Origin of the sequence: Pandoraea commovens (genome assembly GCF_024704525.1) — a bacterium.
GTDB classification, from domain to species: Bacteria; Pseudomonadota; Gammaproteobacteria; order Burkholderiales; family Burkholderiaceae; genus Pandoraea; species Pandoraea commovens.
Window position 1 is genome coordinate 1,833,954 of the sequence record NZ_CP102780.1, and the last position, 19,210, is coordinate 1,853,163.

A 19,210-nucleotide genomic window follows, 5' to 3' on the forward strand; every position below is an offset into this window, starting at 1 on the left:
AGTCCAGATGCTCGTCGAAATCGCCCGTCTGCTGCTAGACCTTGTTTTCTCGCTATTCGGCGCTTTATTGCTTTTGCGTGTGTGGATGCAGGCGACTCGGCTGCCCCCGCGCAATCCGCTCTCTCAAGGAGTGTTCCAGTTCACCAACTGGATCGTATTGCCGCTGCGGCGTGTCGTGCCGGGCGTTGGGGGGATCGACTGGGCATGTGTGATCGGCGCGTGGGTCGCGGCGATCCTCTATCTGGTACTGATCACGGCCGTAGTGGGGGTGTCGCCGGTCACGGTGTTCCCGCGTGGCTTGCTGGTGGCGCTGGTGCTCGTCGCCAAGTGGGGCGCGAATCTGGTGATGTGGCTCACGCTGCTGATGGCCGTGCTGTCGTGGGTCAATCCGCGTGCCACGGCGATGCCGATTCTCCAGCACTTGCTTGACCCGCTGCTGCGCCCGCTTCGCCGCGTCATTCCGATGCTCGGCGGCTTCGATCTTTCGCCGCTAGCGCTGTTCCTGCTGATGCAGATTCTGCTGATCGTCCTCGCGCGCTTAAGCCTCTTCTTCGCGATGCTCTGACGCATTGACGTTCGTGTTCGCGGGCAGCGTTGCTGCCTGCGGCACTCAGGATGCCTCAGGCGTCACAGTTCCCTCACTGGCAACGTCCCTCATGCCGGGCTCCGCGTGTCGCGCGGCAGTCGTCGCCAGACGCGGCGCTTCCATGCGCTCTCCGCCCGAACGTTCCAATCCAAGACGACGCAACACTCTGTGGCCGTCTTCGGTCACGCTCACTTTCGTTTGTCCCTCGTCCATCGCCACATGCACCAGACGCGCTTGTTCCAGCGCGGCGAGGTCGGGCGGTTCCAGCGCATCGGCATCGATGGGGCCCAGAGATGCGGCCGCCAGCAACAGCGTGGCGATTTCATGCGGGCTTAGCATGGTCATGCTCCTTGAGGCGATAGCTTTCGCGTCGGCGCGATTCGTTCGGTCACAGTAACGGACGAATGTAAGCCCGCGACTACGCCATGTTTACTGCACGTTACGACTCGCCTCCGACCAAGCCTCCCCAGGCGGTCCAGTGACTGTCCTGTGAATCTGTTACCTGACGATTGAGTGATATCGAAGCGATATCTGAGTGACGCTGCGCGACGCTTATGAACCGACGCGCAGTGAAACCGTACTTCAGCGTCGGATCGCAAAGCCGCCGGCAAGTTCGTGCATTCGGGTTTCCCCTAGTATGCCCGCTTTTTACGTATGACGGAGGTCATGCCCCCTTGTTTTGACAGGGTTTGCGGGCTATGGAGGAGAAATACACCTGTGCTGAAGGCTCGACCGGCAGCATTTGAACTATTTTTTTTCTTTTGACGGGGTGCCGATGAAAATATACTTTCCTTCACTCCGAAGGATGGATGCATTTCATTTTCATGATCGACGCCGATTCGTTGCCCGCCGACTTGCCGCTCACTGAGCGCATCGTGCGAGCCATGCCCGAACTGACGCCCGCGCAGCAGCGCATGGCGGCGTTCGTGCTCGACAATACGTTTCGTGCCGCGACCATGCGCATCGACGAATTTGCCGACGCCGTCGGCGTGTCGCTCGCGACCGTCAACCGTTTTGCCCGCGCGCTCGGCTTCGACGGCTACCCGCAATGCCGTGCGGCGATGGTCCGCGGCTACGAGGCGACGCTGGCCCCTATCGAAAGCCTGCGCACGAGCAAGGCACAGGCGAGCGACAGCGCGGACGTGATGGCCGCGTCCCTTGCACAGGCCATCGAGAATCTGGACTGGACTCGCCGCGCGCTCGACGCCGGTACGTGCGAGCGCGCCATCGAGTCGATTCTGCAAGCGCACCGCATTTACGTGCTGGGACTGGGAGCGAGCGGTTATCTCGCCGGTCTGCTGCATCACGGTCTCGATCCCTATTGTGAAAACGTGCAGTCGGTCGTCGGCGCAGGCGGATCGACGCATGCCGCACGCCAACTGTTCAAACTGCGCGAGGGCGATCTGGTGATCGCGCTCGGCTTCCCGCGCTACGTCTCCGACACGGTGACGCTGTGCCGTCGCCTGCGCGGGCGTGGCGTGTCGGTGATGGTGCTCACGGACAGTCCGACGTCGCCGCTGGCACCGCTGGGCGATATCGTCCTCTTCGTGCGCAGCAAGCCGCGCCTGTCGAGCAACTCCGAGGCGAGCGTGCTGGCGATGATCGATGCCATCTGCGACGCCGTCGCGCAACGCGCGAAACACGCGGTGGACCGCGCTACCGAACTGACCGATTTCCTGCTGCCGTGGATCGACTCTGCGTCGCAGAGTCCGTCGAACGCCCCCGCCAATGTGGCCAGAGCGGTCGCCAGAGCGCCGTCGCCCGTCGCGACCGCTGCTGCCACCGCCGCTACCACCGCCACCGTGAAGTCGCTGTCGAACGCCGCCGCTGCGGCGACGACCAGCACGCTGGGCGCACCGAATCCGGTCCATCAGACCGCATCCCGACATTCGAGTCATGCCAGCACGGCGTCCAGCGCGACGCCCGTCAGTCTGGACAGAAAGGACAACGCATCATGAGCCACGCCCAACGCGCGGTCATCGCCATTCACGGCGGTGCCGGAACGATCAGCCGCGACACGTCGCCCGAAGAACTCAAGGCGTATCACGAGGCCCTGGCCGAAGTGCTGCGCGCCGGTCAGGCTGTGCTGGCGGCCGGCGGCTCGGCGCTCGACGCCGTCACCGTGGCCGTGCAGCACCTCGAAGATTGCCCGCGCTTCAATGCCGGACGTGGGGCGGTCTTCACCCACGAAGGCACGCACGAACTCGACGCCGCGATCATGAACGGCACGACGCTCGACGCCGGCGCCATTGCCTGCGTTCACCGTGTGCGCAACCCGATTCTGGCGGCCCGCTCGGTGCTGGAGCACAGCCCGCACGTGCTGCTCGTGGGCGAGGGCGCGGAAGCCTTCGCTGCGGCAAACGGGGCCGAACTGGTGGATCCCGAGTACTTCTTTACCGAAGCGCGCTATGCCCAGTTGCAGCGCGCGTTGGCGAGTGCTGCGGTGTCGCTCGATCACGATATGCCGCTCAAGAAAGAGCCCATCGATCCGGACACGAAGTTCGGCACGGTCGGCGCAGTCGCCTGCGACATGCACGGCCATATAGCCGCAGCGACCTCCACGGGCGGCATGACGAACAAGGCCATTGGCCGCGTGGGCGATTCGCCGCTGATCGGCGCGGGCTGTTACGCGAACGACGCCACGGCCGCCGTTTCGGCGACGGGCACCGGCGAGGCGTTCATTCGCGCCGTCGCGTGTTACGAAGTGGGCGCGCTGATGGCCTACGCAGGTCTCTCGCTGGCCGATGCGGCCGAGCGCGTCATTCGCGAGCGTCTGCCGCGTGTGGATGGCCGCGGCGGTCTGATCGCCGTGGATGCACAGGGCAATGTGGCGCTTCCGTTCAACACGGAAGGGATGTATCGCGGGGTGGCCCGTGTCGGCGAGACGCCGGTGACGGCCATTCACGAATAACGTCCGTCAGTATCGCCTGACGTCTCAATACGGCAGGCAGGACAGGGCGACACCGGAGACGGCATCGCCCTTGGCAACAGATTCGGCAAGTGAAGATTAGCGAGGACAGGCGTGGCTGAGCGTAAGACAACCCCAACCATTTCGTTGCCCGACGAGCGTGTGCTCGACGTGAGCGGCATCTCCGTGCAGTTCGCGACCTCCGAGCGCGTGGTCACGGCCGTGCGCGACCTGTCCTTCCACGTCGACCGGGGCGAGACGCTCGCCATCGTCGGCGAATCCGGCTCGGGCAAGTCGGTGACGTCGCTGGCCGCCATGCGTCTCGTGGAAAACGGTGGCGGACGCATTACGCAGGGCACGATGATCATGCGCCGTCGCAACGGCAAGCTGGTCGACCTCACGCGCGCAAGTGGCCACACCATGCGCAGCATCCGGGGTGCCGACATGGCGATGATCTTCCAGGAGCCGATGACGTCGCTCAACCCGGTGTTCCCGGTCGGCGAGCAGATCGCCGAGTCGATTCGTCTGCACCAGGGCAAGGACGCCGCCGCCGCGCGCGCAGAAGCCCTGCGCATGCTCGAACTCGTCCGTATTCCCGAAGCGCGCCGCGTGCTGGGCCGTTTCCCGCACCAGCTCTCGGGCGGCATGCGTCAGCGCGTGATGATCGCGATGGCGCTATCGTGCAAGCCGGGTTTGCTGATTGCAGACGAACCGACCACAGCTCTCGATGTGACCATTCAGGCGCAGATCCTGCAACTGATTCGCGCGTTGCAGGACGAGATGCATATGGGCGTGGTGTTCATCACGCACGACATGGGGGTGGTGGCCGAGGTAGCCGACCGCGTGCTGGTCATGCATCGCGGCGATAAGGTCGAGGAAGGCAAGTCGGCGGAAATCTTCTCCGCACCGCGCGAGCGCTACACGCAGGCGTTGCTCTCGGCCGTGCCGCGTCTCGGTTCGATGCACGGCACCGATCTGCCTGCACGCTTCCCGCTGCTGCGCTACGACGCACCACCCGATGCGAAGCCTGTTGCCGAAACGCCCCAGCCGACGGTGAAGACGGACGCCGGTCCGATCCTGCGCGTGAAGGATCTCATCGCGCGCTTCGACGTGCCATCGGGCCTCTTCGGACGCGTGAAACAACGCGTGCACGCCGTTGAGCGCGTGAGCTTCGATCTGTATCCCGGCGAGACGCTGGGCCTCGTGGGCGAATCGGGTTGCGGTAAGTCGACGACCGGCCGTGCGCTGCTGCGTCTGGTCGCCAGTCAGGGCGGCTCCATCGAGTTCGGCGGCAAGCCGATTCACGATCTCGCAGGCCGTGCCTTGCAGACGCTGCGCCGCGATATCCAGTTCATCTTCCAGGACCCGTTCGCGTCGCTCGATCCGCGTCTAACGGTGGGCTTCTCGATCATGGAACCGCTGCTGGTGCATGGTGTGGCGAGCGGCGCCGAAGCCGAAAAGCGCGTGGCCGAATTGCTGGAGCGCGTGGGCTTGCCCGCCGAGTATGCTCAGCGTTATCCGCATGAATTCTCGGGCGGTCAGCGTCAGCGTATCGCCATTGCGCGTGCACTGGCGCTCAAACCCAAGGTCGTGATCGCCGACGAATCCGTCTCGGCGCTCGACGTCTCCGTGCAGGCCCAGATCATCAACCTGATGCTCGACCTGCAAAAGGAGTTCGGTATCGCGTTCCTGTTCATCTCGCACGACATGGCAGTCGTGGAGCGCATCAGCCACCGCGTGGCGGTGATGTTCCTCGGCCAGATCGTCGAGATCGGTCCGCGTCGCGCGATTTTCGAGAACCCGCAACACCCGTACACGAAGAAGCTGATGTCGGCGGTGCCGATTGCCGATCCGGCGCGTCGTCACACCAAACGCGAACTGCTCACGGAAGAGATTCCGAGTCCGATCCGCGCGCTGGGCGACGAGCCGCAAGTGCAGCCGCTGGTCGAAGTCGGCGCGGGGCACTTTGTCGCGCGCCATCGCGTGGCCGGTGCTTACTGATGCGCTTGACGCGGATGTCGTAAGCAGAACCCGTTTTCCCCGGGTGCGATCGCTTCGCGCCCGGTAGTTTCAGGCAGTACCTTTTGCTGTTCATGTTGTCACCATAATGACCGCCAAGTGGCGCAGTCGAACGACTCGCCCGGGGCGACCCCGTCAGACCAGAAGGAGAAAGACAGATGTCGAAAAACGTTTTGTTGGGCGCTCGCTGGAAAACCGCGCTCGCGTCCGTCGCTGTGGCGTCCGCCGTGTTCGGTGCAGCCCCGGCGTTCGCCGCCAAGGATGTCGTGATGGCCGTGCAATCGACCTTCACGACGATGGATCCGTACGACGCGAACGATACGCTGTCGCAGGCCGTCGCCAAGTCGTTCTACGAGGGCATGTTCGGTTTCGACAAAGACATGAAACTCATCAATGTGCTGGCCGATAGCTACACGGTCTCGCCAGACGGTCTTGTCTACACGATCAAGCTCAAGTCGGGCGTGAAGTTCCAGGACGGCACGAACTTCGACGCCGCCGCCGTGAAGGCGAACTTCGACCGCGTGACGAACCCGGACAACAAGCTCAAGCGCTACAACCTGTACAAGGAAATCGCCAAGACGGAAGCCGTCGATGCGCACACGGTGAAGTTCACGCTCAAGGAGCCGTTCTCGCCGTTCATCAACACGCTGGCGCACCCGTCGGCCGTGATCATCTCGCCCGAAGCGCTCAAGAAGTACGGTAAGGACATCGCTTCGCACCCGGTCGGCACCGGCCCGTTCGAATTCGTCGAATGGAACCGCACCGATTACGTGAAGGTGAAGAAGTTCGACGGCTACTGGAAGAAGGGCTATCCGAAGGTCGACACGATCACCTTCAAGCCGGTGGTGGACAACAACACGCGCGCGGCCGTCATGCAGACGGGCGAAGCCGGTTTTGCTTTCCCGGTGCCGTATGAACAGGCAGATGGTCTGAAGGCGAGCGGCAAGGTGGACGTGATCGCCGGTCCGTCGATCATCCAGCGCTACGTGAGCTTCAACACGAAGCAGAAGCCGTTCGACGACGTGCGCGTGCGTCAGGCCATCAACTACGCCATCAACAAGGAAGCGCTGGTGAAGGTGGCCTTCGCAGGTTACGCCACGCCGGCCGACGGTGTGGTGCCGAAGGGCGTCGACTACGCAGCGAAGACCGGCCCGTGGCCGTACAACCCGGCCAAGGCCAAGGAACTGCTCAAGGAGGCCGGTTACCCGAACGGTTTCGAGACCACGCTGTGGTCGGCCTATACGTACACCACGGCGCAGAAGGTGATCCAGTTCGTGCAGCAGCAACTGGCGCAGGTCGGCATCAAGGCGCAAGTGCGCGCGCTCGAAGCCGGTCAGCGTGTCGAGCTGGTCGAGTCCGCACCGGACCCCGACAAGGCCCCGGTGCGTATGTACTACGTGGGCTGGTCGTCGTCGACGGGTGAAGCCGACTGGGCGCTGCGCCCGCTGCTGAGCTCGGAATCGTTCCCGCCGAAGCTGTTCAACACGGCGTACTACAAGAACGAAGCGGTCGACGCGGACTTCAACAAGGCGCTGCTCACGACGGACCGCGCCGAGAAGACGAAGCTGTACACGGACGCACAACAGAAGATCTGGAACGATGCGCCCTGGGCGTTCCTCGTGACGGAAAAGCTGCTGTACGCACGCAACAAGAACCTGAGCGGCGTGTACACGATGCCTGACGGTTCGTTCAACTTCACCGACATCTCGATGAAGTAATCGCGCGGCACGTGTGCGCCCCGGAATGCCGGGGCGGCGCGCGTGCGATATGCGTGCGATATGCGTTCGATGCGCGTGTGATGTTCCCCGCGCCGCCCGGTCCAGCGAAGTAGCTTCGACGCTGGCGGCGCGGTCTACCGCAAGACATGGTTTCGGCAAGACGTTCGGCAAGACTGCGATGCTCAATTATTTTCTCAAACGCCTACTCGGCCTGATCCCCACGCTGCTGATCGTGGCAGTGCTGGTGTTCGCCTTCGTGCACATGTTGCCGGGTGATCCGGCGCGTCTGGCGGCCGGTCCGCAGGCGGACGAGGCGACCGTGGCGCTGGTGCGTCAGGATCTCGGCCTCGACAAGCCGCTGCTCACGCAGTTCACGTCCTTCATCACGAACGCCGTGCGCGGCGATTTCGGTCTGTCGATGCGCAGCAAGCAGCCGGTCTCGCAGGAGATCTCCAGCCGCTTCCTGCCGACGCTGTGGCTCACGCTGGTGAGCATGGTGTGGTCGGTGGTGATCGGCATGGGGCTGGGTGTGGCCTCGGCGGTGTGGCGCAATCGCTGGCCCGACCGGCTGGGCATGACCTTCGCCGTCTCCGGCATCTCGTTCCCGGCGTTCGCGCTGGGCATGCTGCTGATGCAGATTTTCTCGGTGCAACTCGGCTGGTTGCCGACCATCGGCGCCGACTCGTGGAAGAGCTACATCCTGCCCTCGATTACGTTGGGCGCGGCCGTGGCCGCCGTGATGGCACGCTTCACACGCTCGGCCTTCGTCGAGGTGCTGCATGAAGACTTCGTGCGCACCGCGCGTGCGAAGGGCCTCAACGAAATGCGCGTGGTGTTCAAGCACGCGCTGCGTAACGCCATGATCCCCGTCGTCACGATGATGGGGTTGCAGTTCGGTTTTCTGCTCGGCGGCTCGATCGTCGTCGAGGTGGTGTTCAACTGGCCCGGATTGGGACGCCTGCTGATCGACTCGGTCGAGATGCGCGACTACCCGGTGATTCAGGCGCTGGTGCTGTTGTTCTCGCTTGAGTTCATTCTGATCAACCTCGTGGTCGACGTGCTGTACGCCGTCATCAACCCGACCATTCGCTACAAGTGAGGCAAGCACAATGAGCGCAAGCCAACCGACAACGGCCGCGAACGCGGCTGCCGCCACCAACACCCGCGTACGCACGCCGTGGCGCGAATTCTGGCGCAAGTTCAAGAAGCAACACATTGCGATGGTCGCCGGGGCCTTCGTGCTGGCGCTGGTCATCGTCGCGATTCTCGCGCCGCATCTGGTGCCGTTCGACCCGGAGAACTTCTTCGACTACGACGCGCTGAATGCGGGGCCGTCCGCGAAGCATTGGTTCGGCGTCGACTCGCTCGGCCGCGACATCTTCAGCCGCGTGCTCGCCGGTTCGCGCATCTCGCTCGCTGCGGGCTTCGGCTCGGTCGCGCTTGGGGCGGTCATCGGGACCGTGCTCGGCCTGCTCGCCGGCTATTACGAAGGCTGGTGGGATCGCATCGTCATGCGTATCTCCGACGTGCTGTTCGCATTCCCGGGTATTTTGCTGGCCATCGGCGTGGTGGCGGTGCTGGGTAACGGCATGATCAACGTGATCGTGGCGGTGGCTATCTTCTCGATTCCGGCGTTCGCCCGCCTCGTGCGCGGCAACACGCTGGTGCTCAAGCATCTGACGTACATCGAAGCGGCGCGCTCCATCGGGGCGTCCGACTGGACGATCATCATGCGGCACATTCTGCCGGGCACGGTGTCGTCCATCGTCGTGTACTTCTCGATGCGTATCGGCACCTCGATCATCACGGCCGCGAGCCTGTCGTTCCTCGGTCTGGGCGCACAGCCGCCGACGCCGGAGTGGGGTGCCATGCTCAACGAAGCGCGCGCCGACATGGTCAATGCGCCGCACATTGCCATCTTCCCGAGCCTGGCCATCTTCCTGACCGTGCTCGCCTTCAACTTGCTGGGTGACGGTCTGCGCGACGCGCTCGATCCGAAGCTCGACCGGCACTGATATTCCCGCAGGAGCGCGAAGCCATGCCCCCGTCAGAATTTCGCGAAGCCTTGTTCGGCGCACCTCATGTGGGGCAACTACCCGCCGGGGCGCGCGACGCGATCACCGATGTGCCCGGCGTGTTCGTCGGGCAGGTCACCCTGGAGGATGGCCCGGTGCAGACCGGCGTCACGGTCGTGTGCCCGACACCGGCCTCCACGGCTGACGCGGGCGGCGCGCCCGACGCCTGCGCCCCCCACGCCCGCTGGGACCCGTTCCGCAACAAGATTCCCGCTGCCGCCGCCGTGATCAACGGCTTCGGCAAGAGCGTCGGTCTCATGCAGATCGAAGAGCTTGGCGTGATCGAAGCGCCGCTGGCGCTGACCAACACGTTCTCCGTCAGTCAGGTCGTGCTGGGGCAACTGCGCGCCGCCATTGCCGCGAACCCCGACATCGGACGCGGCGGCCCGTCGCTGAACCCGACCGTGTTCGAATGCAACGACGGTTACCTCAACGACATGCAGGCGTTCGCTGTCTCGGACGCGCACTACGCGCAGGCACTGGCGAATGCGTCGCCGGTGTTCGCACAGGGCGCGGTGGGGGCGGGGCGAGGCATGTCCAGCTTTGGCCTCAAGGGCGGGATCGGTTCGGCGTCGCGTGTGGTGGAGACGGCGGGGGCGACGTTTACCGTCGGCGTGCTGGTGCTGTCGAACTTCGGACGCCCCTCGCAATTGACGATTGACGGGCGCCACGTCGGCCCGGTGCTCGACGAACGCCTTGCCCAGCCTGAGCAGAGCGCAGCGCCCGAGCGCGGCTCGATCATCATGCTCGTCGCCACCGACGCGCCGCTCGACGCGCGCCAGTTGCGCCGCGTCGCGACCCGCACCGGGGCAGGGTTGGCCCGCACGGGCTCCGTCTACGGTCACGGCAGCGGCGACGTCGCACTCGCCTTCACCACCGGTTACACGGTGCCGCACGACGCGCTGGGGCGTGTTGCACCCGCAGCGCTGGTGCCCGATGCGTTACTCGATCCGATTTTCCAGGCGACGGCCGACGCTACCGAGCAGGCCATCCTGCATGCGTTGTTCGCCGCCGAGTCCGTACTTGGGCGCGATGGTCACGTGCGACGCGCGCTGGCCGACGTGCTGCCCGACTGGGCGACGCTTTGAATACACAGCCCGGTGCAGTCCGGCGAGCCCGGGAAACCCCATCGATGACACTGCCGAGACATTGCTGAGATATTGATGACACTATGCGAATCCTGATTTCCACCGACATCGAGGGCGTCGCCGGCGTCTTTCACGCCGAACAGACCCGCGCCGGAAATGGCGAATACGAACTTGCCCGCCGCTGGATGACGCGCGAGGCCAATGCCGCCGTCGAAGGCGCGTTCGCGGGCGGCGCGACCGAAGTGATGGTCAACGACTCGCACGGGAGCTTCCGCAATCTGCTGCCGGACGAACTCGACCCGCGCGCGCGTCTGGTGCTGGGCAAGCCGCGCTATCTGAGCATGGCCGCTGGCGTGGAAGCCGGGTGCGACGCGATGTTCATGATCGGTTTTCACGGCAAGTCGCAGAGCGCTGGCATTCTGGCCCACACCATCAACAGCTTCGCCTTCGCGCGCGTGTGGCTGGGCGGCGTGGAAGCGGGCGAAGCGATGATTTACGGCGCGCTGGCAGGCGAGCGCGGCGTGCCTGTCGTCATGGCCAGCGGCGACGACGTGTTCGTTGAAGAGACGCAACCGATTTTCCCGTCCGCCCATTTCGTGCAGACCAAGTCGGCGTGGGGGCAGGGCAGCGGCATGACGCTCAACCCGGCGCAGTCGTGCGACCTGATTCGCGAAGCGGCCAAGGTGTCGCTGGCCGACCCGCGCAAATGGCATACCTTCAAGGTGGAAACGCCGGTCGAAGTGCGTCTGCAAACACAGACCACCGCGCTGGCGGATCTCTTCTGTCAGTGGCCGACGCTTGAGCGCGTCGACGGCGTCACATTGCAGTTCGAAGCGCCCACCGTCGAGGCGGCCGTTCGCATGCTCAACTGCCTCTCCGCGATGTCTTCCATGTTGCGCTGAAGGCGCCGAAATCCGCAAAATGCGTCCCCCAAAAGGCCCCGTATCCTTTTGATTTGCAGCGTTTTGTCGAGTTTCGTCACCGGTTTTTCCCTGTCAACCGAACCGGCACTGGCCGCGCAGCCGCGCCAGTGCTGGATCCGCCATTTCCGTGTTGCTAAGGCGCGACTGATTTAGGGTTTGACGCCCCCGAACGTCAAGAGCGGACGTGCGATAATCCGTAATATTTTGTAACAGGTGTGCCGCTTTTTAGTGCACAACCTCGGATTATTGAGCGTCGACAAAAGTCGGCGGTGAATCATGGATATCAGAAACGCCCGACGTTGGGCGGAGCCCGGCGCCAAGCGGTATGTCGGTGCGTTAATGGTGGTACTTGCTGCGTTTCTTGTTCGCAGCCTCCTGCATCCGGTGCTCGATCACTCGATGCCAGGTCTCTTTTTCGTTTGCGCGGTCATCATCGTCGAGTTCGTCTGGGGTCTCGGACCCGCAATCATGGCGATGGTCGTCAGCATCCCGATCTTCGATTTCTTCTTTGTGCCGCCGTTTCGCGACGTTGCCCAACTGGATCGCCGCGATGTGCTTATCGTCACCGGCTTTCTGATGATCACGCCGCTCGCCGTGGCGCTGATCGAGCGGCTGCGCCGCGCGCAATATCGCGCCGAGCTGATCGCCGAGGTGGCGCAGACGCGTTACGAAATGCTGCTGCGCGCCGAGAACGAGCGCATGGTGCTTACCGATTCGGTGCAACTGGGCAACGCGCTCATGGCGTACCTGACGAAGCACCTGGACTCGATCTTTTATCTGGCGAACCCGGCCTCGCATTACGTCTTCATCGATGAGCATTTCCGTCGCGAGACGGGCGTGACGCCGGAGGTCGCCAAGCGCGAGGGACTGCGCGCACTGCTGCATCCGGACGACGCGAAGCGCATGGAGGGCCTTTTCTCGCTCGACGTCGAGCCGCCGCCGCACGGCGCGTACAACTTGCGCGTGCGTACGCGCGACGGTGGCTACGACCTGATCCACTGCGAGCTTCAGCATTTCCGCGCGCATGTGGGGACTTATGTGATTCTGCGACTGCACTCGGGGCCGACGGTGCGCCCGGTGACGCCGCTCCACACGCTGTCGCAGGCATCCACGTCCAGCCATGCGAGTGATACGAAGACCAGCACGCCTGACCGGCGCGAAGTGACCGAAGTTTCGGAGGCGCCCGTCGTCTCCGGCGGGGCTTAACGATGTTTCAAGAAGACATTTTCTACAAGGGCGGCGAGCACGCCGTGCTGCTGTTGCCGGGACTCTCGAGCACACCGCTCGAAATGCGTCCGGTCGCCAAGGCGCTGCATCGCGACGGGTACACCGTGTCGGTGCCCCATATCGAAGGCTACGGCCTCGGCTCGCCGTGCACGCACTGGCGCGAGTGGATCGCTGCCGCGCGCGCGAAGTATCGCGAGTTGCGCGACACGCACGAGACCGTCTCGCTTTGCGGGCTGAGCATGGGCGCGACGCTCAGTCTGGCCGTGGCCGAAGAGGAGCCGGACGTCACGGCGATCTCGGTGCTGGCCGTCACGCTCGTGTACGACGGCTGGACCATTCCGCTCGCCTATCCGCTGCTCGATTTGCTGTATCACCTGCCGTTCGGCAATCGCTACCGCTACTACGAAAAGGCGCCGTTCGGGCTGAAGAACGAGCGGCTGCGTGCGCGCGTTGAGAAGTCCATGTCGCTGCACGACGCCTCGGAAATCGGCTCGGCGTCTCTGCCCATCGAGCATCTGTATAACGCGCGACGGCTCGCCTCTCACGTGCGCCACCGACTCGATCGTGTGACGGCGGATTGCCTCATCGTCCATGCAGTGGACGACGATACGGCCAGCCCGCACAACGCGCGCATCGTGTACCAAGGCGTGTCGTCGGAAGTGAAGCAGAAATGCCTGCTCGGCGAGAGCTATCACATCCTCACGATGGACAACGAGCGCGAGACCGTCGCCGACGAGACGCGACGTTTCTTCCGTGACGCCGTGGCGCGTCGCACCGGTGCCGCGACTTCCGAGACCCGCATCATCTCCAAGGCGCTGCTGCGTGCCAAGCGCCGTCAGGCAGCGGCCTGATCGTCATCACCCGGGCGTCAACCCCGACGCCCGACATCCCCGCAGTTCATGAAGTCGCACACGCTTTCCCCAAGCGTGTGTGGCCTTCGTTCGGATATCTGAATTCTCACGCAACGAGAGCGGTATCGGGCCTGCGTGTGTCTTCGCTCGACTGATCGGATGCCTGACATTCCTGTCCCGCGAGAGCCGCGCCAGGACTGGTGCACACGATGTCATCAAACTGCCATCGATAGCCGGTTAAGGTCGGGTTTTTCCGATCCGGCCGCCTTTGCGTGGCCTGTGCATATCCGCTCATGTCATCGCTCGTCATCGAATCCGTCAGCAAACAGTGGGGCGGCACACACGCGCTCCAGGATGTGAGTTTCTCGGCCGACGCGGGCTCGCTGGTCGTTCTGCTCGGCCCGTCGGGCTGCGGCAAGTCGACACTGCTGCGCATGATCGCCGGTCTCGATACGCCGACGAGCGGCCGTATCCTGCTCGGTGGCGACGACGTTACGGCGCTGCCGCCCGCGCGCCGCAAGCTCTCGATGGTGTTCCAGTCCTACGCGCTGTTTCCGCATCTTTCCGTGCGTGAGAACCTGCTGTTCGGCCTGCGCGTGCGCCGCGAGCCGACGCGCGATTACCCGCAACGCCTCGCCCGTGTGGCGTCGTTGCTCGGGCTGGAGCCCTATCTGGACCGCAAGCCGTCGCAGCTCTCGGGCGGCCAGCAACAGCGTGTCGCGCTGGGGCGTGCGGTCATCGCGGAGACGTCCGTATGTCTGATGGACGAACCGCTCTCGAATCTCGACGCGCAGTTGCGTCAGGAAATGCGTCGTGAAATCCGCGCGCTGCAACAGCAGCTCGGCATGACGCTCATCTACGTCACGCACGATCAGACCGAAGCGATGAGCATGGCCGATCAGGTCGTGCTGTTGCGTCACGGCCGGATCGAACAACACGGTGCACCGCACACGCTGTACGCCACGCCGTCGACGCGTTTTGCCGCAAGCTTCATCGGCACGCCGCCGATGCATCTGCTCAAGCTGGTGCGTCATGGCGATGCGCTCGTGCCCGCCGGGCAAACCGGCCCCGCGCTCGCCCCCGCCGGCACGCGTGACGCCGCGCTGCTCGGGCTGCGTCCGGAACACGTTCGCGCTGTCGCGCCGACCGCTGTGGGCGCAGTGCTCGCGACGGTGAGCGCTGTCGAGTATCTGGGCGCGGACACGCTTGTCGCGTGTGCGCTCGGCGACGCGGGCGAGATCGCCACGCGCGTGCCGGGCCATCGGCCGTTCCTGCCGGGCGATGCCATCGGCTTGCAGTGGGATGCCGCCGATCAGCATTTGTTCGACGCGACCTCGGGCGAGCGTGTGACCAATGCAACGCTGAACGTGAGCCCACAGATCGCACCGTCGACGCCGTTGCCTGCATCGCCCGTCGCGGCACAGACGCCGGACGCCACGTCGCCACAAGCCCCGCAAACCATGCAGGCCATGGCGCTGACGCCGGAACAACACGCCTGAATCAGGGCGGGGGCTGGCATCGGCCGGATGCACGAACAAACGGCCGGGCGGCCAACATTCACTACCAGTCACATCACCACTACGCTTTCATGGGGAACCCAGGAACATGCGACGCACGATTCTGAAAACGTTTGCGGCCAGTCTGGCCACGCTGGCATTCAGCGGTCTGACGAGCCACGCCATCGCGCAACAGAAGCCGGTTGAGCTCCAGTTCTATTACCCGGTCGCCGTGGGCGGCCCGGTCACGAAGATCATCAATGATCTGGTGGCGGACTTCGAGAAGGACCATCCGAGCATCAAGATCAAGCCCGTGTACGCCGGTTCGTATCAGGATTCGGTGGTCAAGGCGCTGACTGCCGCGAAGGCCGGTACGCCGCCGCAACTGGCCGTGCTCGCCGCCGCCGACGTCTTCACGCTGATCGACGAAGACGCCGTCGTGCCCATCGACAGCATTGCCAACACGGCTGCCGACAAGCAGTGGCTCGACAGCTTCTACCCGGCGTTGATGCTGAACTCGCGCATCAACGGTCACACCTGGGGCGTGCCGTTCCAGCGCTCGACCATCGTCATGTACTGGAACAAGGACGCCTTCCGCGAAGCCGGTCTCGATCCGGACCGCGCCCCGGCGAACTGGGACGAACTCGTGAGCTACGCGCAGAAGCTGACCAAGCGTGATGCTTCGGGCAACGTGACGCAGTGGGGCATCAAGGTGCCGTCCGTCGGCTTTGCCTACTGGCTGTTCCAGGCATTCACCACGCCAGCGGGCATCGAGCTGATGAACCCGGCTGGTACGAAGACGTTCCTCAACGCGCCGCAAGCCGTGCAGTCGCTGCAATACTGGGTCGACCTCACGACCAAGTACAAGGTCATGCCGACCGGCGCCATCGAGTGGGGCACCACGCCGAAGGACTTCCTCGAAAAGAAGACCGCGATCATCTACACGACGACGGGCAACCTGACCAATATCCGCACCAACGCGTCGTTCCCGTTCGGCGTGGGCAAGATGCCGACGAAGGTGCGCGGTGGTAGCCCGACGGGCGGCGGCAACTTCTACGTCTTCAAGAAATCGACGCCGGAGGAAAAGCAGGCGGCCATGACGTTCATCAAGTGGGCCACCACGCCTGAGCGTGCCGCGCAGTTCGGTATCGACACGGGTTACGTCGCCGTGACGCCGGCCGCGTGGGAAACCCCCGCCATGAAGGCGTACGTGCAGAAGGTGCCCGCCGCCGCTGTGGCGCGCGATCAGCTCGGCGTGAGCGTTGCCGAGTTCTCGACGCACGACAACCAGCGCGTGACGAAGGCGCTGAGCGACGGCCTGCAAGCTGCGCTCACCGGCACCAAGTCACCCAAGCAGGCACTGGACGATGCGCAGCGCGAAGCGGATCGTATCCTGCGTCCGTACGCTCGCTGATGTAGAAGCCCGGGGCCCGGCCCCGGGTGCTGAACCGATGGACCGACGATGAACCGTTCTTCCGCCTCATGGGTGCCCTGGCTGCTGCTGTTACCGGCGCTGGTGCTGCTGGTTGCCTTCACCCACTATCCTGCCGTTGCGACGCTATGGCATAGCGTGTTCTCGACGGCGCGCGCCGGTGCATCGTCCGTGTATGTCGGCGCCGAGAACTATCAGGCGCTCGTCGACGATCCCGTCTTCTGGCAGGCGCTGCGCAATAACCTGCTGTTCGCACTGATCACGGTGCCCGTGGCGATCGTGCTGTCGATCGTCATGGCGCTGTGGGTGCATCGTCAGGTGCCCGGGCGCGCGCTGCTGCGTCTGGCGTATTTCACTCCCGCGATCTTGCCGATGATTGCTGTCGCGAACATCTGGCTCTTCTTCTACACGCCGCAGTACGGTCTCATCGCGCAGATCTCGCAAGCGTTCGGTTGGGGCGATCACAACTGGCTCGGACAGCCGGGCACCGCGCTGCCCGCGCTCATGGTCGTCACGATCTGGAAGGAAGCGGGCTTCTTCATGATCTTCTATCTCGCCGCGTTGCAGCAGATCTCGCCGACGCTCGCCGAAGCGGCGGCGCTCGAAGGGGCGTCGCGCTGGCAGTTCTTCCGTCGCGTGCAGTGGCCGCTGCTGATGCCCACGACCGTGTTCGTGGTGATCAATGCGGTCATCAACGCGTTCCGTCTGGTCGATCACGTGGTGGTGATGACGCGCGGTGGTCCCGACAACGCCACGCAATTGCTGCTGTACTACATCTATCAGGTGGCTTTCAGTTTCTGGGATACGTCGTACGCGGCGGCGCTCACGGTGGTGCTGCTCACGCTGCTCGCCATCGTCGCTTTCGTGAAATTCCGCCTGCTCGACTCACGTACGCATTACCAATGACGACCTCTGCCAATCCCTCTTCCGCTGCGGTGACGTCGGACGCATCCGCCCGTGCGGGCAAAGCGTCTGCGTCGCTTCCTGCCTTCTGCGCGACGGGACACGCTAACCTGCTCGACGTGACCGGTGCATGGCTGCTCGGCCTGCTCTGGCTGCTGCCGCTGCTCTATGGCGTCTGGAGCGCGATCCATCCGTCCGCCTACGCCACGCGCTTCGTGCTCGACGCACCGCTCACACTGGAGAACTTCGTTCACGCGTGGCAGGCGGCGCCGTTCGGGCGATATCTCATCAATACGTTCGTGCTGGTGACGGTGATTCTCGCGGCGCAGATCGTACTCGCCACGCTGGCTGCATACGCGTTCGCACGCTTCACGTTCCGGGGCAGCGAAGTGGCGTTCATGATCGTGCTGCTGCAACTGATGGTCATGCCGGACGTGCTGATCGTCGAGAACTACCGCACCATCGCCTGGATGGGGCTGCGCGATACGATTCTGGGCATTGCGCTGCCGTACTTCGCGTCGGCATTCGGTATCTTCTTGCTGCGGCAAGCGTTCAAGACGGTGCCGCGCGAGCTGGACGATGCGGCCCGCGTGGAGGGCGCTAACGCGTGGCAGGTGCTGTGGCGCGTGTACGTGCCGCTCGCACGGCCGGTGTACGTGGCGTATGCGCTGGTGTCGATCAGTCACCACTGGAACAACTTCCTGTGGCCGCTGATCGTGACGAACTCGGTGGAGACGCGCCCGCTGACGGTCGGCTTGCAGGTCTTTGCGGCGACGGATCAGGGCATCGACTGGTCGTTGATCACCGCCGCAACGCTCATGACCGCTGCACCGCTGTTCATCGCATTCCTGCTGTTTCAGCGCCAGTTCGTACAGTCGTTCATGCGTGCGGGTATTCGCTAAGACCCGCGCTGAAAGCAAAACGGCACGCGGAAGAGCGTGCCGTCTTGTCGTCCGACCTATCTTCGCCTGACGTAGCGACCTTTCCGGACTCCGTTCAACGAGCCGGAAGGGCGGACGTTAGCGCGAGGGGCGAAGCGTTTTCGAAGTTATTTGTCGGCGGCCTTGACCAGCAGCACCGGCACCGTGGTGATGCGCAGCAGCGTTTCGGCCACGCTGCCCAGCAGCAGACGGTTGATGCCGCGACGTCCATGCGTGCCGAGCACGATGACATCGGCGTTCCATTCTTGCGCTTCACGCAGCACGGCGTCGGCGATCTCGTCGGTGCCCGCTTCGAGCGTGATCATCTTCGTCTCGGCATCGACGCCGCGCTTTTGCAGTTCGGTCTTGGCGTTTGCCAGAATCTCGTCCGTTTCCTTCTCGAACGACTCCTGGCTCTCCAGGGGCACGAAGCCGCTGTAGGCACCGGCGGCGTAGGCGTTGGCGAGGGACGGCACGACCGAGACCAGGCGAATCTTGCCCTGGCTGAGTGCAACGAGTTTGACCGCTTCGTCGATGGCGCGGTTCGAGGGCGTGCTGCCGTCGATCGAAACCAGAATGCGTTCGTACATGATGGTGTCCTCTTGGGGCTGAAAATGCGTGCGGCAATTGGGAAAACGCATACCATTCTCGCACCGCGTGTCCTGAAAGTCATCCCAGCCCCGGGGAGGGACTTTGACCGCGCGCAATAACCCATCGGAATGCCAACAGCCGGCGCGCGCCTGGGTGAGGCGCGGTGCCAGCAGTCGAAACGCGAGTGAGACGCGCGCTGTGAGAGGTGCGCTTAGCTCGGATGACAGGCGATCACGAGATTGGCGACGCCACCGTTCACATCTCGCGTGAGGATGTCGTACCCCTTTTGCGCGCACTGTGTACGGGCGCGCTGGTCGCAGTCGCCCGAATTGGTGGCAGAGCACTGGATTTGCTGCGTGGCGCGTCCGTCGGAAGTGAATAGCGGTGCAGACGTGCCGCAGGCGGACAGCGTCACCGTGAGAAGCCCCGAGGAAAGCAGAATGGCGGTTCTGGCGAGATTTTTCATAGTCGTT

General features: G+C 64.1%; 18 protein-coding genes. 15 read left to right on the forward strand and 3 right to left on the reverse strand.

Going from position 1 to position 19,210, the window contains the following annotated elements; translation table 11 throughout:
- Window positions 1-7 precede the first annotated feature (7 nt).
- Complete coding sequence (locus NTU39_RS08680) at window positions 8-565, forward strand: YggT family protein (protein WP_257959671.1); 558 nt, start codon at window positions 8-10, stop codon at window positions 563-565.
- Window positions 566-610: 45 nt separating this feature from the next.
- On the opposite strand, the gene NTU39_RS08685 is transcribed toward NTU39_RS08680, so the two are convergent.
- Window positions 611-925: a hypothetical protein gene (locus tag NTU39_RS08685; protein ID WP_174984949.1), complete on the reverse strand. Its 315-nt coding sequence runs from the start codon at window positions 923-925 to the stop codon at window positions 611-613.
- A 470-nt stretch (window positions 926-1,395) separates the two neighbouring features.
- Between NTU39_RS08685 and NTU39_RS08690 the strand changes: the two genes are divergently transcribed.
- The 14 genes from NTU39_RS08690 to NTU39_RS08755 all read left to right on the forward strand — a co-directional run bounded on the left by NTU39_RS08690 (window position 1,396) and on the right by NTU39_RS08755 (window position 18,128).
- A complete protein-coding gene (locus tag NTU39_RS08690) occupies window positions 1,396-2,544 on the forward strand; it encodes a MurR/RpiR family transcriptional regulator (RefSeq protein ID WP_257959672.1) in 1,149 nt (382 codons plus the stop codon).
- Window positions 2,541-3,497 carry an isoaspartyl peptidase/L-asparaginase family protein gene (locus NTU39_RS08695; RefSeq protein WP_150665683.1) on the forward strand — a complete coding sequence of 319 codons (957 nt, stop codon included), beginning with the start codon at window positions 2,541-2,543 and terminating at the stop codon, window positions 3,495-3,497. Before NTU39_RS08690 ends, NTU39_RS08695 begins: the two co-directional genes overlap by 4 nt.
- A gap of 111 nt (window positions 3,498-3,608) precedes the next feature.
- Complete coding sequence (locus tag NTU39_RS08700) at window positions 3,609-5,495, forward strand: dipeptide ABC transporter ATP-binding protein (RefSeq protein ID WP_150665682.1); 1,887 nt, start codon at window positions 3,609-3,611, stop codon at window positions 5,493-5,495.
- Between the two features lie 176 nt (window positions 5,496-5,671).
- Window positions 5,672-7,231, forward strand: a complete 1,560-nt coding sequence (gene gsiB / locus NTU39_RS08705; RefSeq protein WP_150665681.1) for a glutathione ABC transporter substrate-binding protein GsiB — start codon at window positions 5,672-5,674, stop codon at window positions 7,229-7,231.
- A 178-nt stretch (window positions 7,232-7,409) separates the two neighbouring features.
- Window positions 7,410-8,330, forward strand: a complete 921-nt coding sequence (gsiC, locus tag NTU39_RS08710; protein ID WP_039399676.1) for a glutathione ABC transporter permease GsiC — start codon at window positions 7,410-7,412, stop codon at window positions 8,328-8,330.
- 10 nt (window positions 8,331-8,340) lie between these two features.
- A complete protein-coding gene (gene gsiD / locus NTU39_RS08715) occupies window positions 8,341-9,246 on the forward strand; it encodes a glutathione ABC transporter permease GsiD (RefSeq protein ID WP_150665680.1) in 906 nt (301 codons plus the stop codon).
- 23 nt (window positions 9,247-9,269) lie between these two features.
- A complete protein-coding gene (locus NTU39_RS08720; protein WP_257959673.1) occupies window positions 9,270-10,394 on the forward strand; it encodes a DmpA family aminopeptidase in 1,125 nt (374 codons plus the stop codon).
- Window positions 10,395-10,477: 83 nt separating this feature from the next.
- Complete coding sequence (locus tag NTU39_RS08725; protein ID WP_150665678.1) at window positions 10,478-11,296, forward strand: M55 family metallopeptidase; 819 nt, start codon at window positions 10,478-10,480, stop codon at window positions 11,294-11,296.
- 297 nt (window positions 11,297-11,593) lie between these two features.
- Window positions 11,594-12,523, forward strand: a complete 930-nt coding sequence (locus NTU39_RS08730; RefSeq protein ID WP_150665677.1) for a DUF4118 domain-containing protein — start codon at window positions 11,594-11,596, stop codon at window positions 12,521-12,523.
- 2 nt (window positions 12,524-12,525) lie between these two features.
- Window positions 12,526-13,395 (forward strand): alpha/beta hydrolase, encoded by an 870-nt coding sequence (locus NTU39_RS08735; protein WP_150665676.1) that lies wholly within the window; start codon window positions 12,526-12,528, stop codon window positions 13,393-13,395.
- Window positions 13,396-13,688: 293 nt separating this feature from the next.
- Window positions 13,689-14,894 carry an ABC transporter ATP-binding protein gene (locus NTU39_RS08740; protein WP_150665675.1) on the forward strand — a complete coding sequence of 402 codons (1,206 nt, stop codon included), beginning with the start codon at window positions 13,689-13,691 and terminating at the stop codon, window positions 14,892-14,894.
- A 106-nt stretch (window positions 14,895-15,000) separates the two neighbouring features.
- Window positions 15,001-16,305 (forward strand): ABC transporter substrate-binding protein, encoded by a 1,305-nt coding sequence (locus tag NTU39_RS08745; protein ID WP_150665674.1) that lies wholly within the window; start codon window positions 15,001-15,003, stop codon window positions 16,303-16,305.
- Between the two features lie 48 nt (window positions 16,306-16,353).
- Window positions 16,354-17,229, forward strand: a complete 876-nt coding sequence (locus NTU39_RS08750) for a carbohydrate ABC transporter permease (protein ID WP_150739079.1) — start codon at window positions 16,354-16,356, stop codon at window positions 17,227-17,229.
- Window positions 17,226-18,128 (forward strand): carbohydrate ABC transporter permease, encoded by a 903-nt coding sequence (locus tag NTU39_RS08755; protein ID WP_257959674.1) that lies wholly within the window; start codon window positions 17,226-17,228, stop codon window positions 18,126-18,128. The genes NTU39_RS08750 and NTU39_RS08755 overlap by 4 nt, the downstream gene beginning before the upstream one ends.
- A gap of 146 nt (window positions 18,129-18,274) precedes the next feature.
- Here NTU39_RS08755 and NTU39_RS08760 read toward each other — a convergent pair whose 3' ends face one another.
- Entirely contained in the window at window positions 18,275-18,736 is a 462-nt protein-coding gene (locus NTU39_RS08760; RefSeq protein ID WP_174984946.1) for a universal stress protein, read from the reverse strand.
- Window positions 18,737-18,948: 212 nt separating this feature from the next.
- Entirely contained in the window at window positions 18,949-19,203 is a 255-nt protein-coding gene (locus tag NTU39_RS08765; RefSeq protein ID WP_052253000.1) for a hypothetical protein, read from the reverse strand.
- Window positions 19,204-19,210: the final 7 nt, after the last annotated feature.

Excerpts from the sequence above, each read along its gene's own strand:
- NTU39_RS08695 (WP_150665683.1), top strand. The coding sequence starts at position 2,541 with ATGAGCCACGCCCAACGCGCGGTCATCGCCATTCACGGCGGTGCCGGA.
- NTU39_RS08725 (WP_150665678.1), top strand. The coding sequence starts at position 10,478 with ATGCGAATCCTGATTTCCACCGACATCGAGGGCGTCGCCGGCGTCTTT.
- NTU39_RS08735 (WP_150665676.1), top strand. The coding sequence starts at position 12,526 with ATGTTTCAAGAAGACATTTTCTACAAGGGCGGCGAGCACGCCGTGCTG.
- NTU39_RS08680 (WP_257959671.1), top strand. The coding sequence starts at position 8 with ATGCTCGTCGAAATCGCCCGTCTGCTGCTAGACCTTGTTTTCTCGCTA.
- NTU39_RS08685 (WP_174984949.1), bottom strand. The coding sequence starts at position 925 with ATGCTAAGCCCGCATGAAATCGCCACGCTGTTGCTGGCGGCCGCATCT.
- NTU39_RS08765 (WP_052253000.1), bottom strand. The coding sequence starts at position 19,203 with ATGAAAAATCTCGCCAGAACCGCCATTCTGCTTTCCTCGGGGCTTCTC.
- NTU39_RS08750 (WP_150739079.1), top strand. The coding sequence starts at position 16,354 with ATGAACCGTTCTTCCGCCTCATGGGTGCCCTGGCTGCTGCTGTTACCG.
- NTU39_RS08755 (WP_257959674.1), top strand. The coding sequence starts at position 17,226 with ATGACGACCTCTGCCAATCCCTCTTCCGCTGCGGTGACGTCGGACGCA.
- NTU39_RS08740 (WP_150665675.1), top strand. The coding sequence starts at position 13,689 with ATGTCATCGCTCGTCATCGAATCCGTCAGCAAACAGTGGGGCGGCACA.
- NTU39_RS08720 (WP_257959673.1), top strand. The coding sequence starts at position 9,270 with ATGCCCCCGTCAGAATTTCGCGAAGCCTTGTTCGGCGCACCTCATGTG.
- NTU39_RS08760 (WP_174984946.1), bottom strand. The coding sequence starts at position 18,736 with ATGTACGAACGCATTCTGGTTTCGATCGACGGCAGCACGCCCTCGAAC.
- gsiB (WP_150665681.1), top strand. The coding sequence starts at position 5,672 with ATGTCGAAAAACGTTTTGTTGGGCGCTCGCTGGAAAACCGCGCTCGCG.
- gsiC (WP_039399676.1), top strand. The coding sequence starts at position 7,410 with ATGCTCAATTATTTTCTCAAACGCCTACTCGGCCTGATCCCCACGCTG.
- gsiD (WP_150665680.1), top strand. The coding sequence starts at position 8,341 with ATGAGCGCAAGCCAACCGACAACGGCCGCGAACGCGGCTGCCGCCACC.
- NTU39_RS08745 (WP_150665674.1), top strand. The coding sequence starts at position 15,001 with ATGCGACGCACGATTCTGAAAACGTTTGCGGCCAGTCTGGCCACGCTG.
- NTU39_RS08690 (WP_257959672.1), top strand. The coding sequence starts at position 1,396 with ATGCATTTCATTTTCATGATCGACGCCGATTCGTTGCCCGCCGACTTG.
- NTU39_RS08730 (WP_150665677.1), top strand. The coding sequence starts at position 11,594 with ATGGATATCAGAAACGCCCGACGTTGGGCGGAGCCCGGCGCCAAGCGG.